This is a genomic window from Streptomyces sp. NPDC050534 (assembly GCF_044457745.1).
Classification (GTDB): Bacteria; Actinomycetota; Actinomycetes; order Streptomycetales; family Streptomycetaceae; genus Streptomyces.
Genome location: NZ_JBITHF010000004.1, coordinates 595,393 through 611,503, shown reverse-complemented (window position 1 = coordinate 611,503; position 16,111 = coordinate 595,393). Strand labels below are relative to the sequence as shown.

The following is a 16,111-nucleotide window of genomic DNA, read 5'->3' as shown; positions in this document are numbered from 1 at the left end:
CGGCCACCACCGATGACCGCAGCAACACCGCGCACCGGGGCGGGCCTCGAGACCACCGAGGTCCCCCCGGGCCCGCCGGCTCCCCGCCAGGCCCATGACCCGCGAACTCCCGTCGCACGCGGGCTGACCCGGGCCCTGCCGGTCGCCCCCGCCCTGGTCCTGCTGCTCCTGTTCCTCGCGGGACCGATCGCCTACTGCGCCTACATCGCCTTCACCGACCTCCAGCTCACCGGCCAGGCCCACTCGTCCTTCGTCGGCCTCGCCAACTTCCGCAGGGCCTTCGGGGACGCGGAGTTCCTCAACGCCGTATGGCTGACGCTGGTCTTCACCGTCGTCTCCTCCCTTCTCGGCCAGAACACCCTCGGCCTGGCGCTGGCGACGCTGATGCAGCGTGCCTCGAAGCCCGTCCGCACGCTGACCGGCGGCATCGTCATCACCGCGTGGGTCCTGCCGGAGGTCGTAGCCGGCTTCCTCCTCTACGCCTTCTTCCGCCGTGAGGGCACCCTGAACGCCGTCCTGGACTGGCTCCATCTCCCGTCCCAGAACTGGCTGTTCACCCTGCCGATCCTGGCGGTGTCGTTCGCCAACGTGTGGCGCGGCACGGCCTTCTCGATGCTGGTCTACTCGGCCGCCCTGAACGAGATCCCCCAGGAGATCACCGAGGCGGCGGAGGTCGACGGCGCGGGCGGCTGGCGCCGTATGTGGCACATCACGCTGCCGATGATCCGCCGCTCCATCGGCACGAACCTGATGCTCAACACCCTGCAGACCCTCTCGGTCTTCGGGCTGATCTGGGTGATGACGAGGGGCGGCCCGGGCAACAAGAGCCAGACCCTCCCCCTGTTCATGTACGAACAGGCCTTCCAGAACAGCATGATCGGCTACGGCACCGCGGTCGCCCTGCTGCTGCTCCTGGTCGGCTCGCTGTTCTCCCTCGTCTATCTGCGCCTGCTGCGGACGGAGGTCTGACCGACACCATGGCCCTCACACTCGCCTCCCGCCGCAGAAGCCGCCGGCTGGCCGCGGACATCGGCCTGCTGGTGGTGGCAGCCGCGTTCGCGCTGCCGCTCGCCTGGGTGCTGCTGTCGTCGGTGGACCCGCACGCGGACCTCCGCGTGAAGGCCCCGGACGGCGTCACCTGGTCCAACTTCGACGCGATCCTGACCCAGGACATCACCTTCACACCGCTGCTGAACAGCCTGATCCTGTGCGGCGGCGGGACGCTGCTGACGGTGGTGTGCGCGGCCCTGGCCGCGTACCCGCTCTCGCGCTTCCGCTCCCGGCTGAACCGCCCCTTCCTGCTGACCGTCCTCTTCGCCACCAGCCTGCCCATCACGGCGATCATGGTGCCGGTGTACGCGCTGTTCGTGCAGGTGGACCTGATCGACACCATGCAGGGCACGATCCTGTTCTTCGCCGCCTCCCAACTCCCCTTCTCCATCTGGCTGATGAAGAACTTCATGGACGGCGTACCGAAGGAGCTGGAGGAGGCGGCCTGGACCGACGGGGCGTCGTCGATGCAGTCCCTGGTCCGCATCGTCCTGCCCCTGATGGGCCCGGGCGTCGCGGTCGTCACCGTCTTCTCCTTCGTCCTGATGTGGGGGAACTTCTTCGTCCCCTTCATGCTCCTGCTCACCCCGGACCAGATGCCGGCGAGCGTGAGCATCAACGAGTTCTTCGGCAACCGCGGGATGGTGGCGTACGGGCAGCTGGCCGCGTTCTCGATCGTCTACTCGACGCCCGTGATCCTGCTGTACGTGCTGATCGCCCGGCGGCTGGGCAGCGGATTCGCGCTGGGCGGGGCGGTCAAGGGGTGACGCCCGGCGGCAGGACGTCGGAAATGAGCCGCGGGTCGCCGACCCCGCCACGGCCCATCGGCGGGCCGGCGGTGGCGTACTCGTCTTCGACGCCCGCCCGCACGGGCGACACCCGCGGCCTCCCGCCCGCGCCCCGCGCCGCGGGATCCCGAAGGTCGGAGGGCCCGCGGGCGTCCACGCATATGCCCTCCGAGCTTGACTTTCACACATGCGCCACCGCGCGGAGCGCCCGCCCCAAGGGCCCTTCGAGGCCACCCGCCCCACCGGAAGACGATCTTCGACCGAGTCCGCACGAGCCGCACAGGTGGCCGAATCCGTACGTTCCTACAATCCGTGATCCTGGCCGAACAGACCGTAGTCAGGGCGTCACGGCCCGCCTACGTTGGCCCGCGTGTTCCCACGTCCGACCCGCCCGAACCAGCCCGCCCCGCCCTTCGACGCCCTCGCCGCCCGCCGGCTGCGCTCCGCGCTCGCCATGGGCCCCGAACACGTCGCCCACGGCCTGCGCACCTCGTACGGACTGCCGTACGTCACAGCGGACCTGGTCGACGCCTGGGAGCGCGGGCAGATTCCCCCCACCGGCCCCGAACTCGGAGCTCTGGCCGGGGTGTTGTGGTGCTCCCCCGGTGAACTCATCGGAAAGCCGCGCACGTTGCGCGAGCACCGCATCGCCCGCGGCCTCGCCCCCGAGGACGTCGCCCGTGCCGCCGGGCTCGAACTGCCCGCCTATCTCCACATGGAGGACAGCGTCTGGCGCGGCAACGAGCGCCAGTCCACCGCCCTCGCCGAGCTGCTGGAGCTGTCGGTCCCGGACTTCGTCACCGTCACCGGACGTGCGGCGAAGCTCGCCGAGATGCTGCGCAGCGCCGTGACCACGCGCTGGCAGGCCTACGTCCGTCCCGTGGCGAAGACGGTGCCCCTGGACCGGCGGCTGCTGGAGGACTCACTCCAGCAGCTGCACCAGGACTACCAGGGGCAGATGGTCGCCTCGCTGAACTGGGGCGCCGGGAACTCGGCGAGCGACGCCGGCGACGCCGGGCGCGAGTTCCTGGACCGGATCGCCGACCACTTCTGGGCCGCCGTCCAGGACAACTCCGAGTAGGGCGGCGGGTCTAGAAGACCGACTCCGCCTCCTCCATCCGGTCCTTGGGCACCGTCTTCAGCTCGGTCACCGCCTCCGCGAGCGGCACCATCACGATGTCGGTGCCGCGCAGCGCGGTCATCCTGCCGAACTCGCCCCGGTGCGCCGCCTCCATCGCGTGCCAGCCGAAGCGGGTGGCGAGGACGCGGTCGTACGCCGTCGGGACGCCGCCGCGCTGGACGTGGCCGAGGATGACCGGCTTGGCCTCCTTGCCGAGCCGCCGCTCCAGCTCGTACGCCAGCGCCGTGCCGATGCCCTGGAAGCGCTCGTGGCCGAACTGGTCGATCTCGCCGTGGCCGTAGTCCATGGTGCCCTCGGCGGGGTGGGCGCCTTCCGCCACGCACACGACCGCGAACTTCTTGCCGCGGGAGAAGCGCTCCTCGACCATCTTCACCAGGTGGGCGGGGTCGAAGGGCCGCTCGGGCAGGCAGATGCCGTGCGCACCGGCCGCCATGCCGGACTCCAGCGCGATCCAGCCCGCGTGCCGGCCCATGACCTCGACGACCATCACGCGCTGGTGGGACTCGGCCGTGGTCTTCAGGCGGTCCATCGCCTCGGTGGCGACCCCGACCGCCGTGTCGAAGCCGAAGGTGCGGTCGGTGGAGGAGATGTCGTTGTCGATCGTCTTCGGGACGCCCACCACCGGCAGACCGGCGTCGGACAGCATGCGCGCGGCCGTCAGCGTGCCCTCGCCGCCGATCGGGATGAGCGCGTCGATGCCGAAGGCCTCGACCATGTCCTCGGCCCGCTCGCAGGCCTCGCGCAGCCGGTCCCGCTCCAGGCGGGAGGAGCCGAGGATGGTGCCGCCGCGGGCCAGGATGCCGCTGACCGATTCCAGGTCGAGGCCGCGGTAGCGCCCGTCCAGCAGTCCGGCGTAGCCGTCCTCGAAACCGATCACCTCGTCGCCGTAGTGGTCGACGGCGCGGTGCACGACCGACCGGATCACGGCGTTCAGGCCGGGGCAGTCGCCGCCTGCGGTGAGAACTCCGATGCGCATCGTGCTGTGTCTCCTGCTCGCTTTCGGTGCCGGTGAGCCAGTGCGATTGTTTCATGTCCGCCACATGGGTGCCGATGCCGCCGGGGCCGCCGCACAGGGGCGCAGGTCCCGGCCGCAGGGACCCGGGCTGGTGGGCGCCTTATCCAGCCACGGAGGTATTGTCAAGAACGTTCCGCTCACCCCGGTGGGCGATGTCGCGAGCCCTCGCCCGACGCCAGACGCCAGACGAAACGGAGAGCACGCGTGACGCGCAGCGTGTACGTGACCGGAATCGACCGCGGCGACGGCCGCCAGGTAGTCGAACTGGGGGTCATGGAGCTGCTGACCCGGCAGGTCGACCGGGTCGGGGTGTTCCGGCCGCTCGTCCACCACAACCCTGATCGCCTCTTCGAGCTGCTGCGCGCCCGGTACCGGCTGTCCCAGGACCCGGCCACGGTCTACGGCATGGACTACCACGAGGCGTCCGCCCTCCAGGCCGAACAGGGCACGGACGAGCTGGTGTCGACCCTCGTCGACCGCTTCCACGTGGTCGCGCGCGACTACGAGGTGGTCCTCGTCCTCGGCACCGACTACGCCCACACCCAGCTCCCCGACGAGCTGTCCCTGAACGCCCGGCTCGCCAACGAGTTCGGGGCGTCGGTGATCCCGGTGGTCGGCGGCCGCGGGCAGAGCGTCGAGTCCGCGCTCGCCGAGACGCGCAACGCCTACCGGGCGTACGACGGACTGGGCTGCGACGTGCTGGCCATGGTGACCAACCGGGTCGCCCCCGACGACCGGGACGAGATCGCGCGGAGCCTCGACGCCCGGCTCCCCGTGCCGTGCTACGTCGTCCCGGACGATCCCGCGCTCGCCGCACCCACCGTCTCCCAGATCGGCCAGGCCCTCGGCGCCAAGGTGCTGCTCGGCGACGACGCGGGACTGGCCCGCGATGCCCTCGACTTCGTCTTCGGCGGCGCGATGATGCCGAACTTCCTCGCCGCCCTGACCCCGGGCTGCCTGGTCGTCACCCCCGGCGACCGCGCCGACCTCGTCGTCGGCTCGCTGGCCGCGCACAGCGCCGGCACCCCGCCGATCGCCGGCGTGCTCCTCACCCTGAACGAGGTGCCGAGCGCGGAGATCCTCACGCTCGCCGCCCGCCTCGCCCCCGGCACCCCGGTGCTCTCGGTGGCCGGCAACAGCTTCCCCACCGCCGCCGAACTCTTCTCCCTGGAGGGGAAGTTGAACGCGGCCACCCCGCGCAAGGCGGAGACCGCACTCGGCCTCTTCGAGCGGTACGTGGACACCGGCGACCTCCTCAAGCGGGTCTCCGCGCCCAGCAGCGACCGCGTGACGCCGATGATGTTCGAGCACAAGCTGCTCGAACAGGCCCGCTCCGACAAGCGGCGGGTCGTCCTCCCGGAGGGGACCGAGGAGCGCGTCCTGCACGCGGCGGAGGTGCTGCTGCGCCGCGGCGTCTGCGACCTCACCCTCCTCGGCCCGGTCGAGCAGATCCGCAAGAAGGCCGCCGACCTCGGCATCGACCTCGGCGAAGCCCAGCTGATCGACCCCGCCACCAGCGAGCTGCGCGACTCCTTCGCCGAGAAGTACGCCGTCCTGCGCGCCCACAGGGGCGTCACCGTCGAGCTGGCGTACGACGTCGTCTCCGACGTGAACTACTTCGGCACGCTGATGGTCGAGGAGGGGCTCGCCGACGGCATGGTGTCGGGTTCGGTGCACTCGACGGCCGCGACCATCCGGCCCGCCTTCGAGATCATCAAGACCACGCCGGACACCGACATCGTCTCGTCCGTCTTCTTCATGTGCCTCGCCGACAAGGTCCTCGTCTACGGCGACTGCGCCGTCATCCCCGACCCGAACGCGGCTCAGCTGGCCGACATCGCCGTCCAGTCGGCCGCCACGGCGGCCCGGTTCGGGGTGGAGCCGCGGATCGCGATGCTGTCGTACTCGACGGGCACGTCCGGCACCGGCGCCGACGTCGACAAGGTGCGGGAGGCGACGGAGCTGGTGCGGCAGCGGCGCCCCGACCTCATGATCGAGGGGCCGATCCAGTACGACGCCGCCGTCGAGCCGAGCGTCGCGGCCACCAAGCTGCCGGGCTCCGAAGTGGCGGGCCAGGCAAGCGTGTTGATCTTCCCGGACCTGAACACGGGCAACAACACCTACAAGGCCGTGCAGCGTTCGGCCGGTGCCATCGCGGTCGGGCCGGTGCTGCAGGGCCTGCGCAAGCCGGTCAACGACCTGTCCCGGGGCGCCCTCGTCTCGGACATCGTCAACACCGTCGCCATCACGGCCGTCCAGGCCCAGAACTCGAGCGAAAGGGCAGCCGCCCAGTGAGCGCGTCCCGCGTCCTCGTCCTCAACTCCGGCTCCTCGTCGGTCAAGTACCAGCTCCTCGACATGCGCGAGGGGAGCCGGCTGGCGGCCGGCCTCGTCGAGCGGATCGGCGAGCAGACGTCGCGGCTGAAGCACACCTGTCTCACCTCCGGCGACACCCGTGAGCGCTCCGGGCCGATCGCCGACCACGACGCGGCCCTCAAGGCGGTCGCCGAGGAGCTGGACCGGGACGGCCTGGGCCTGGACTCGCCGGACCTGGCGGCCATCGGGCACCGGGTGGTGCACGGCGGGATGTTCTTCACCGAGCCCACGGTGATCGACGACGAGGTGCTCGCCGAGATCGAGCGGCTGATCCCGGTCGCCCCGCTGCACAACCCGGCGAACCTCACCGGCATCCGCACCGCGCGGGCGCTGCGCCCCGACCTGCCGCAGGTCGCGGTCTTCGACACGGCGTTCCACACGACCATGCCGGAGTCCGCGGCCCGCTACGCCCTCGACCCGAAGATCGCCGACCGGTACCGCATCCGCCGCTACGGCTTCCACGGCACCTCGCACGCCTACGTCTCCCGGGAGACCGCCCGGCTGCTCGGCAAGGACCCGTCCGAGGTGAACGTCATCGTGCTGCACCTGGGCAACGGCGCCTCGGCGTCCGCGGTCGAGAAGGGCCGGTGCGTGGACACCTCCATGGGGCTGACGCCTTTGGAGGGGCTGGTGATGGGTACGCGGTCCGGTGATTTGGATCCGGCCGTCATCTTCCATTTGGCCCGGGTTGGCAAAATGTCCATGGACGAGATCGACACTCTTCTCAACAAGAGGAGCGGTCTGTTCGGCCTGTGCGGTGACAACGACATGCGGGAGATCCGGCGCCGGATCGACGAAGGTGACGAAGAGGCGCAACTCGCCTTCGACATATACATTCACCGCTTGAAGAAGTACATCGGCGCCTATTACGCCGTACTCGGCCGGGTGGACGCGATCGCCTTCACAGCGGGAGTCGGGGAGAACGCGAGTCCGGTGCGGGAGGCTGCCGTCGCGGGCCTGGAGGACCTGGGCCTTGCGGTGGACGGGGAACTGAACACCGTACGCAGTGACGAACCGCGGCTGATCTCGCCCGCGCACGCGCGCGTGGCGGTCGCCGTGGTGCCGACCGACGAGGAACTGGAGATCGCCACACAGACCTACGAACTGGTCGCGAAGAACAGCTAGGCGACAACGGCTGAGGAATACACCGCAGTAACACGCCTGAGCGCGGACCCGCCCATTTGTATCTTCCGCCAGACGGAATATTCCGCGGCGAAACAAACCGATAGGATCGCCCCCATGCGCCGTTCGAAAATCGTCTGCACTCTCGGCCCCGCGGTCGACTCACACGAAATGCTGGTCTCGATGATCGAGGCCGGCATGAACGTGGCCAGGTTCAACTTCAGCCACGGCACGCACGCCGAGCACCAGGCGCGGTACGACCGCGTCCGGGCCGCGTCCAAGGAAACCGGCCGGGCCATCGGTGTCCTGGCCGACCTGCAGGGCCCGAAGATCCGTCTGGAGACCTTCGCCGAGGGCCCGGTCGAGCTCGAGCGCGGTGACGAGTTCGTCATCACCGCCGAGGACGTCCCGGGCGACAAGTCCATCTGCGGCACGACGTACAAGGGCCTGCCCGGTGACGTCGACCGCGGCGACCAGATCCTGATCAACGACGGCAACGTCGAGCTCAAGGTCCTGGACGTCGAAGGCCCGCGGGTCAGGACGATCGTCATCGAGGGCGGTGTCGTCTCCGACCACAAGGGCATCAACCTGCCCGGCGCGGCCGTCAACGTGCCCGCACTGAGCGACAAGGACGTCGAGGACCTCCGCTTCGCGCTCCGCATGGGCTGCGACATGGTCGCGCTGTCCTTCGTGCGGGACGCCCGGGACGTGGCCGACGTCCACAAGGTGATGGACGAGGAGGGCCGCCGGGTCCCCGTCATCGCCAAGGTGGAGAAGCCGCAGGCGGTGGACAACATGGAGGACGTCGTGATGGCGTTCGACGCCGTCATGGTGGCCCGCGGCGACCTGGCCGTCGAGTACCCGCTCGAGAAGGTCCCCATGGTGCAGAAGCGTCTCATCGAGCTGTGCCGCCGCAACGCCAAGCCGGTGATCGTGGCGACCCAGATGATGGAGTCGATGATCACCAACTCCCGTCCCACGCGCGCCGAGGCGTCCGACGTCGCCAACGCGATCCTGGACGGCGCGGACGCGGTCATGCTGTCCGCCGAGTCGAGCGTGGGCGCCTACCCGGTCGAGACCGTGAAGACGATGTCGAAGATCGTCACCGCGGCCGAGGAGGAGCTGCTGAGCAAGGGCCTGCAGCCGCTCGTGCCGGGCAAGAAGCCGCGGACGCAGGGTGGTTCGGTCGCGCGCGCAGCGTGCGAGATCGCCGACTTCCTGGGCAGCACGGGCCTGGTGGCCTTCACCCAGTCCGGCGACACCGCCCGCCGGCTGTCGCGCTACCGCGCGCAGCAGCCGATCATCGCCTTCACCACGGACGAGGACACCCGCAACCAGCTGACGCTCAGCTGGGGCGTGGAGTCGCACATCGTGCCGTTCGTGAACAGCACGGACGAGATGGTCGACATGGTCGACCAGGAGATCGCCAAGATCAACCGCTTCCACCCGGGCGAGATCGTCATCATCACCGCCGGCTCGCCCCCCGGCGTCCCCGGCACCACCAACATGCTCCGCGTCCACCACATCGGCGGCAGCGGCAACTGACGGACCCGCAAAGGGCCTTGACCGCCCTTCTACGGCGCTGAGGGCGCCCCCTGCGACAGGGGGCGCCCTCAGCGTTTGTGCGGCTCCCGAACGGGCCTGTGGCGGCGCTCAGCCGGTTCCGTCGGTCGTGTACACGTGCATACCGGGCACGTGCAGGGTTCCGCCGAACTGCGCGGCCTGGACGACCTTCACGTTGGTGAAGTAGATCAGCGGGATGTTCAGCGGCGGCGGGCTGTCCGGGCTGAACGTGATCGGGATCAGACCGAAGAGGTTCCCGGAGATGGACTCCGTGTACATCGTCGTGTCGCCGTCGCGGATCGTGGACGTCGTGCCCGAGCCGGCCTGCACGTGGTAGGTCTTGCCCTGCTGCTTGTCCTTGACCGTCTGGTGCAGGTCGCCGATGTCGGTGCCGCCGGAGATGACGTACTTCAGCACCTTCTTGGTGGTGCCGTTGGCCGTCTTCACCTCGACGACGCCCTTGTAGTCGGCGCCCTTCAGCAGCAGCGAGCTGGCGTTCAGGTACCAGGGGTCGTCCGCCACCGGCACCTTGTTGTCGACGCCGCTCTGGTCGTCCGTGGCGGTGGGGCAATTCCCCGCGTCGGCGCTGGAGCTCGGCGAGGGGCTGGCCGTGGAGGTGGCCGAGTCGGCCGCCTTCTGGGCCGCCTTGGTGGCGTCGTCGGCCGCCTTGGACACCGTGCCGGTCGTGTCCTTCACGGTGCTGTTCACCGTGTCGGTGACCTTCTTGGTCGTGTCCTTGACGGTGCCCGTGAGGCCGGTGTCCGAGGACGACGCGTCCTTGCTCGCGCTCGCACTCGGCGAGGCGGTCGCGGACGGCGTCGCGCTCGTGCTCGAGGACGAACTGTCGCCGCCCAGCAGGCTGCCGAGCGCGTCGCCGACGCCGCTCAGCAGGCCGCCGCCGCTGCTCGCGGAGGCCGAGGGGCTCGGCGAGGCGGTGTCACCGCTCGACGTGTCCTTCGAACCGTCCGTGGCGGACGGCGTGGGCGTCGCCGTACCGGCCGAACCCGAGTCCGGCGACGAGGACTTGTCCGAGGAGCCCGTGGAGCTCTTCGAGGAGTCCTTCGACGCGTCCGCGGTGGTCGAGGGCGACGGCGTCGCCGTGGCGTCCTTCGTGCTCTCCGAGGCGGACGGCGACGGCGAGGCCGACGCGCCGTCGCCCAGTGCGGCCACGCAGTCCTTGTACTCGTCCGCGGTCAGGCTCTTCGCCGTCGGGGACGTCGAGCCGCCGCTGTCCGCGAGCGCGAGCGAGGACGTGAAGCCCATGCCCACGAGGACCGCCGTCGGCATCGCCGCGATGGCTATCGCCTTGCCGGCCGGCATGTGGAACCTGGTGAACAGCGGCTTCCTGGGGGCCGCGTGGCGCGGCCCGGATCTCACACGGGACTCGTCCACATCAGCCCCGTGGATCACCTCGTCAGCCGGCACTGTGCCTCCCGTTCGCCCCGTTGGCCGGGCTCGTTCCTGACAGATCGTTCGGCTCGCCCACCACGGGCTTGAGGATGGTGGTGTCGGGGTCCATGGCCGCGGGGGCACCGCCCGTCGCCGGGGTGTCCTCCCGCGCCTCGTCGGCGGGCGGCTCGCCCGGGGCCCAGGCCACGGCCATCGCCCCGCCGATCAGCGCGAGCAGGAAGCCCATCAGGAAGCCGCCGATGTTGGACACCGGGATGGAGACCAGCCCCAGCAGGATCGCCGCGATGCCCGCGAACGTGCGCACGTGCTTCTGGAACCACAGGCTGAAGCCCAGGACGACGAGCAGTACGCCGATGATCAGGGATCCGGCACCCGCGGTGGTGGCCATCGCCAGCGTCAGGTGACCCACCTGGAGGTGGGCGTAGGGGAAGTAGGCGATGGGGAGTCCGGCGAGCATGACGAACAGACCGGCCCAGAACGGCCGCTCGCCCCGCCAGGCGCGGAACTGCACCCTCCGGCGACTGAACTGGCCGGCGGGCTCGGCAGGAGTCTCGGCGCTCATGGAATACAGCTCCCTGGTGCGGCTTTGCTGTGGTGGTGGTGCTGTGGTGGTGGGTTGTACAGCGTGTGAAGAAAGTGCTGGAAGGTTGACGGGCGGGGGCGCCATCGGCTCCCCCGCCCGTCACGACGTGCTCAGAAGCACTCGTGGGTGCCCGTCTGCACGGACATCTTCAGCCCACTGAGCTTGAAGGTTCCGGCAGTGGTGGCCCACGCCGTCTGCTTCACGCCGGTCAGCGTGGCCGAGTCGGCCTGCTGTGCGAACCCGTACGGGTTCGCGGTGTCACCGCTGTGAATGCCGGGACCCTTGCTGGCGTCCTTGGCGGCCACACCGATGTCGATGTTCTTGAACGTCGCGTCGGCGCTCAGGTCATCGAGGTCGATGTAGAGGTTGTCGGCCTCCACCGGCGTGCTGCCGCCGCCGGCCTTCAGAACGAGGCTGACACTGCCGATCAGCGGGATGTCCGGGGTGACCACGGACTGGCACAGGCCCTTGATGCTCGCGGACTTGAATGCCGAGACCGCGACCGGGTGGGCCGTCTTCTTGCCGTCGAGGGTGTACCCCGAGTCAATGGCACCGTACTGAGAGAAGCCGGTGCCGGTCAGCTGGTCGGCCGTCACCTTGAACTGCTGGCCGGACACGCTGAACGACGCGGCGAGAGCGCCCTGCGCGAGGGCGACACCTATCGCGGCCGTAGCGGCGACGCTGGGCACCATGACCACAGCGAACCGCTTCCATCTGGTCCCGCCACGCACCTGGGACTCCATATTTCCTCCTTCTCGGACGTACATCTCCTGCTCCCGACCGCCACTGGTCGGCGGCTCGGTCGGGCAGGGATGGGAGAAGTGCTACGTCCTCGGGAAGGAGAGCGCCCGACTCGGAGGCGCGAACCGCGCACCGATACCGGCGATCACCCCCGAGCGACAACCACTGGTCGCGCCTGACACGCATCACGCACAACCTTGCTGGACAGGCTTCGCCGGGCGGGCGAAGACCCCCCTGCCCAAGAGCCGGCGCCAGTGACGTCGGCTCTGCTCGGTGGGGACCCAGGGAACTCGCGCAACCCAACCGGCTGTCGGGGTACGCGAATGGACCGAGCGTCGCCGATCGTGGTGCATTCTCGCCGCCCGCACAAGGGGCTTCGTTACTCGGTAGTAACGGCCGGATAACCGATGGACGACCCACAGGTCTCGGGCGACGACGGAGGGTGCAGTCCGGGGCCGAGACAAAACCGTTGATCATTGGACAGAAACCGACAGATCAACGGCCTGAACTTACTGGCAGTAACAGCGGCCGCGTTTACCAAGATTTGGTAAAGCGCGGCCGCACTGACGTTCCATCGGCAAATCTTTCACTTGGGCATCACATGCCCTGGCGTTTAGCGACTGGTCAGAACCGGCCCGTCACGCTGCTAGAACAGTGCACGCGCGAGTGCTCTGCGTGACGTCGCCACCCTCGGATCATCAGTCCCAACGACCTCAAAGAGCTCCAGCAGTCGCACACGTACCGCGTCCCGGTCGTCACCGACCGTGCGCCGGATCGTGTCGATGAGCCGCCCGAAGGCGTCCTCCACATGACCGCCGACCAGATCCAGGTCCGCCGCGGTGATCTGCGCCTGGGCGTCGGCCGGCTTGTCCGCGGCGTCCCTGCGCACCTGCTGCGGGTCCAGCCCCTGCACCCGCTGGAGCAACTCGGCCTGGGCGAGCCCCAGTTTGGCCTCCGGGTTGCCCGGGTCGTCGCTCAGCACGTTCTTGTACGCCTGCACCGCGCCGGCGAGGTCCCCCGAATCCAGGGCCCGCACGGCGGCCTCGAGGAGCGCGTCGTACGGCCCCGCGGGCACGGCCTCGGCCGCGGGCTGGGCGCCGCCCGGCTCGGCGTCGGGGTCGACCGTCAGACCGGTCAGCCCGAAGCGCTGCTCGGCGACCTGCACCAGCTGGTCCAGGGTCTGGCGGATCTGGGACTCGCTCGCGGCCCCCTGGAAGAGCGGCAGCGCCTGACCGGCGACGACCGCGAAGACAGCCGGGATGCCCTGGATCCCGAACTGCTGCATCAGCATCTGGTTGGCGTCGACGTCGACCTTTGCGAGAAGGAAGCGACCGCCGTACTCGACGGCGAGCCGTTCCAGGACAGGGCTCAACTGCTTGCAGGGCTCGCACCACTCGGCCCAGAAGTCGATGACGACGGGCACCTCGGTGGACCGCTGCAGGACGTCGCGCTCGAAGCCGGCCTCGTCGACGTCGATCACCAGGTCGGCCGGGGAGACGGCGCCGGGGCCGCCGCCCGTCCGTACCGCTTCCGCGCGGGCCTGCTCCGCCTTCGCCTTGGCCTCCTGGGCCGCTTTCACCGCGGCGAGGTCGACGACTCCGCTCATGGACATGTTCCGTGGCTGCATGCGTCTATCCTCCCCCGTCCGCCCGCGGTGTGTGAAAAGCCGTGTGAAAGCCGGTCGTACTGCGCTGTGTCCGGCGCCGGGTCCCCACCCCGCGCCACGCCAGTGGTTTCGCTACGAGTCGTAGCGTAATGGCACCGGGTGCCTCTCCGCGACCGCCCCCCGGTGATCTCCCTCACGGCATCACAACAACCGCCGGTTATGGTCGATGGATGCAGAGCCGTACTCCCGCCCCACGCGCCTCAGGACGCCCGCGCAGCGCCGAGGCCGATACCGCGATCCTCGCGGCCACGCGGGAGGCGCTGGTGGAGCTGGGGTGGTCCAAGCTCACGCTCGGAGACGTGGCGACGCGCGCCGGGGTCGCGAAGACGACCCTCTACCGCCGCTGGGCGGGCAAGAACGAACTGGTGGTCGACGCGGTGGCGGAGCTCTTCGACGAGCTCGTGCTGCCCGACCGCGGCACCCTGGCCGCCGACATCGAGGGCGTGGTCCTGCAGTTCGCGGCGATCCTGGCCCGCCCGGAGGCCAGGAGCGGACTGATGGCGGTGGTCGCCGAGGCCACCCGTGACGAGGCCCTGCGCGAGCGCATCCGCGACTCGATCGTCACCCGCCAGAAACGGCTGGTTCTGGAGGGTCGCGCCCGCGCCCAGCTGCGCGGCGAACTCCCCCCGGAGACGGACCCGTCGGAGGCGGCCCGCACGGTCGACCTGATCTTCGACGTGGTGGCGGGCGCGGTGGTCCACCGCACGCTGGTCAGCGCGGAACCGGCGGACGAGGAATGGGTACGCAGCTTCACGCGCGTGCTCCTGCTGGGGCTGACGGGGGCGTCCTAGCCCCCGCCCGCCCCGAGTTGCCCGCGCGGGCCGCGCGGCCCGCGGGCACGGGCGCCGGGCGCCTCAGAACCCGGCGGGCTCCGTGTACACGCCCCACTCGTCCCGCAGCACCCCGCAGATCTCGCCCAGGGTGGCCTCCGCACGCACCGCGTCCAGCATCGGCGCGATCATGTTCGAGCCGTCCCGCGCGGCGGCCAGCATGCCGTCCAGCGCCGTACGCACCGCGGCCTCGTCCCGGGCGGACTTACGGGAGGCCAGCACCCGCACCTGCTCCCGCTCGACCTCGTGGCTGACGCGCAGGATCTCCAGGTCACCGGTGACCGACCCGTGGTGGACGTTCACACCCACGACCCTCTTGTCGCCCTTCTCCAGGGCCCGTTGGTACTGGAAGGCCGACTCGGCGATCTCCCCGGTGAACCACCCGTCCTCGATCCCGCGCAGGATGCCGGAGGTGATCGGCCCGATCGGGTGCTTCCCGTCCGGATGCGCCCGCAGGCCCCGCTCCCTTATCTGCTCGAAGATCTTCTCCGCGTCCGCCTCGATCCGGTCCGTCAGCTGCTCGACGAACCACGAACCACCCAGCGGATCCGCGACGTTGGCGACCCCGGTCTCCTCCATCAGCACCTGCTGCGTGCGCAGCGCGATCTCCGCCGCCTGCTCGCTCGGCAGCGCGAGGGTCTCGTCCAGGGCGTTGGTGTGCAGCGAGTTGGTCCCGCCGAGCACCGCCGCGAGCGCCTCCACGGCCGTACGCACGACGTTGTTGTACGGCTGCTGCGCGGTCAGCGAGACACCGGCGGTCTGCGTGTGGAAGCGCAGCCACTGCGCCTTCTCGCTCTTTGCCCCGTACACGTCCCGCATCCAGCGCGCCCAGATGCGCCGCGCCGCACGGAACTTGGCGATCTCCTCGAAGAAGTCGACGTGCGCGTCGAAGAAGAAGGACAGCCCGGGTGCGAACACGTCCACGTCCAGGCCGCGGCTGAGCCCCAGCTCCACGTACCCGAACCCGTCGGCCAGCGTGTAGGCCAGCTCCTGCGCGGCCGTCGACCCGGCCTCGCGGATGTGGTAGCCGGAGACGGACAGCGGCTTGTAGGCGGGGATGCCCGCGGCGCAGTGCTCCATCAGGTCGCCGATCAGGCGCAGATGGGGCTCCGGCTGGAAGAGCCACTCCTTCTGCGCGATGTACTCCTTGAAGATGTCCGTCTGGAGCGTGCCGTTGAGCACGGCGGGGTCCACGCCCTGCCGCTCGGCCGCGACCAGGTACATGCAGAAGACGGGCACGGCCGGCCCGCTGATGGTCATGGAGGTGGTCACGTCGCCCAGCGGGATGTCCTTGAACAGGACCTCCATGTCGGCCGCGGAGTCGATGGCCACCCCGCAGTGCCCGACCTCGCCGAGCGAGCGCGGGTCGTCGGAGTCGCGGCCCATGAGCGTCGGCATGTCGAAGGCGACGGACAGGCCCCCGCCGCCGTTGCCGAGGATCATCTTGTAGCGCTCGTTGGTCTGCTCGGCGTTCCCGAACCCGGCGAACTGCCGGATGGTCCACGTCCGCCCCCGGTACCCGGTCGGATACAGCCCGCGCGTGAAGGGGTACTCCCCCGGCCAGCCGATCCGCTCGAACCCGTCGTACGCGTCCCCCGGCCGGGGTCCGTACACGGGCTCCACCGGGTCCCCGGAGAGCGTGGTGAAGTCGGCCTCTCGCTTGCGCGAAGCGTCGTACCGGGCCTGCCAGCGGCGGCGGCCCTCCTCGATGGCGTCAGCGTCCATACGATCCAATTTACTTGGACGTCCTAATAAATGTCGAGGTAGTAGGACGTCCTAATAAATCGTCGAGGGCATCCGCCGTGCGCACCCAGGCGTACGGCGGGG

At 69.9% G+C, this 16,111-nt stretch carries 14 protein-coding genes; 7 read left to right on the top strand and 7 right to left on the bottom strand.

All coding sequences use genetic code 11. The features are described from left to right. The first annotated feature begins 12 nt into the window (after positions 1-12). On the top strand, positions 13-969 hold the full coding sequence (locus ACIBN2_RS17150) for a carbohydrate ABC transporter permease (RefSeq protein WP_399135219.1): 957 nt from the start codon (positions 13-15) through the stop codon (positions 967-969). An 8-nt stretch (positions 970-977) separates the two neighbouring features. After that, positions 978-1,817, top strand: a complete 840-nt coding sequence (locus ACIBN2_RS17145) for a carbohydrate ABC transporter permease (RefSeq protein ID WP_399135217.1) — start codon at positions 978-980, stop codon at positions 1,815-1,817. On the opposite strand, the gene ACIBN2_RS17140 is transcribed toward ACIBN2_RS17145, so the two are convergent. Next, entirely contained in the window at positions 1,807-1,929 is a 123-nt protein-coding gene (locus tag ACIBN2_RS17140) for a hypothetical protein (protein WP_399135216.1), read from the bottom strand. The two genes, ACIBN2_RS17145 and ACIBN2_RS17140, sit on opposite strands and share 11 nt — an antisense overlap. A gap of 279 nt (positions 1,930-2,208) precedes the next feature. On the opposite strand from ACIBN2_RS17140, the gene ACIBN2_RS17135 reads away from it, so the two are divergent. Continuing rightward, a complete protein-coding gene (locus tag ACIBN2_RS17135; RefSeq protein ID WP_399135214.1) occupies positions 2,209-2,919 on the top strand; it encodes an XRE family transcriptional regulator in 711 nt (236 codons plus the stop codon). 10 nt (positions 2,920-2,929) lie between these two features. Here the strand turns inward: ACIBN2_RS17135 and ACIBN2_RS17130 are convergent, their stop codons facing one another. After that, a complete protein-coding gene (locus tag ACIBN2_RS17130) occupies positions 2,930-3,955 on the bottom strand; it encodes an ATP-dependent 6-phosphofructokinase (RefSeq protein WP_399135213.1) in 1,026 nt (341 codons plus the stop codon). A 243-nt stretch (positions 3,956-4,198) separates the two neighbouring features. Here ACIBN2_RS17130 and pta point away from each other — a divergent pair, with 243 nt between their 5' ends. From pta to pyk, 3 genes are all read left to right on the top strand, one after another. Further along, on the top strand, positions 4,199-6,289 hold the full coding sequence (pta, locus tag ACIBN2_RS17125) for a phosphate acetyltransferase (protein WP_399135212.1): 2,091 nt from the start codon (positions 4,199-4,201) through the stop codon (positions 6,287-6,289). After that, positions 6,286-7,494 carry an acetate kinase gene (locus ACIBN2_RS17120; protein ID WP_399135210.1) on the top strand — a complete coding sequence of 403 codons (1,209 nt, stop codon included), beginning with the start codon at positions 6,286-6,288 and terminating at the stop codon, positions 7,492-7,494. Before pta ends, ACIBN2_RS17120 begins: the two co-directional genes overlap by 4 nt. Positions 7,495-7,608: 114 nt before the next feature. Then, the gene (pyk, locus tag ACIBN2_RS17115) at positions 7,609-9,036 is read left to right on the top strand and encodes a pyruvate kinase (protein WP_399135208.1); all 1,428 of its coding nucleotides are present in this window, start codon (positions 7,609-7,611) and stop codon (positions 9,034-9,036) included. Positions 9,037-9,144: 108 nt separating this feature from the next. Here the strand turns inward: pyk and ACIBN2_RS17110 are convergent, their stop codons facing one another. From ACIBN2_RS17110 to ACIBN2_RS17095, 4 genes are all read right to left on the bottom strand, one after another. Next, a complete protein-coding gene (locus ACIBN2_RS17110; protein ID WP_399135207.1) occupies positions 9,145-10,479 on the bottom strand; it encodes a hypothetical protein in 1,335 nt (444 codons plus the stop codon). After that, positions 10,469-11,026, bottom strand: a complete 558-nt coding sequence (locus tag ACIBN2_RS17105; RefSeq protein ID WP_399135206.1) for a DUF6114 domain-containing protein — start codon at positions 11,024-11,026, stop codon at positions 10,469-10,471. The genes ACIBN2_RS17110 and ACIBN2_RS17105 overlap by 11 nt, the downstream gene beginning before the upstream one ends. Before the next feature lie 131 nt (positions 11,027-11,157). After that, positions 11,158-11,790, bottom strand: a complete 633-nt coding sequence (locus tag ACIBN2_RS17100) for a DUF6230 family protein (protein WP_399135204.1) — start codon at positions 11,788-11,790, stop codon at positions 11,158-11,160. A 644-nt stretch (positions 11,791-12,434) separates the two neighbouring features. Then, complete coding sequence (locus ACIBN2_RS17095) at positions 12,435-13,415, bottom strand: tetratricopeptide repeat protein (protein WP_399135203.1); 981 nt, start codon at positions 13,413-13,415, stop codon at positions 12,435-12,437. A gap of 209 nt (positions 13,416-13,624) precedes the next feature. Here ACIBN2_RS17095 and ACIBN2_RS17090 point away from each other — a divergent pair, with 209 nt between their 5' ends. Then, positions 13,625-14,245 carry a TetR/AcrR family transcriptional regulator gene (locus ACIBN2_RS17090; protein ID WP_399135202.1) on the top strand — a complete coding sequence of 207 codons (621 nt, stop codon included), beginning with the start codon at positions 13,625-13,627 and terminating at the stop codon, positions 14,243-14,245. Positions 14,246-14,308: 63 nt separating this feature from the next. Here the strand turns inward: ACIBN2_RS17090 and ACIBN2_RS17085 are convergent, their stop codons facing one another. Then, positions 14,309-16,009 (bottom strand): methylmalonyl-CoA mutase, encoded by a 1,701-nt coding sequence (locus ACIBN2_RS17085; RefSeq protein ID WP_399135201.1) that lies wholly within the window; start codon positions 16,007-16,009, stop codon positions 14,309-14,311. Positions 16,010-16,111 lie beyond the last annotated feature (102 nt).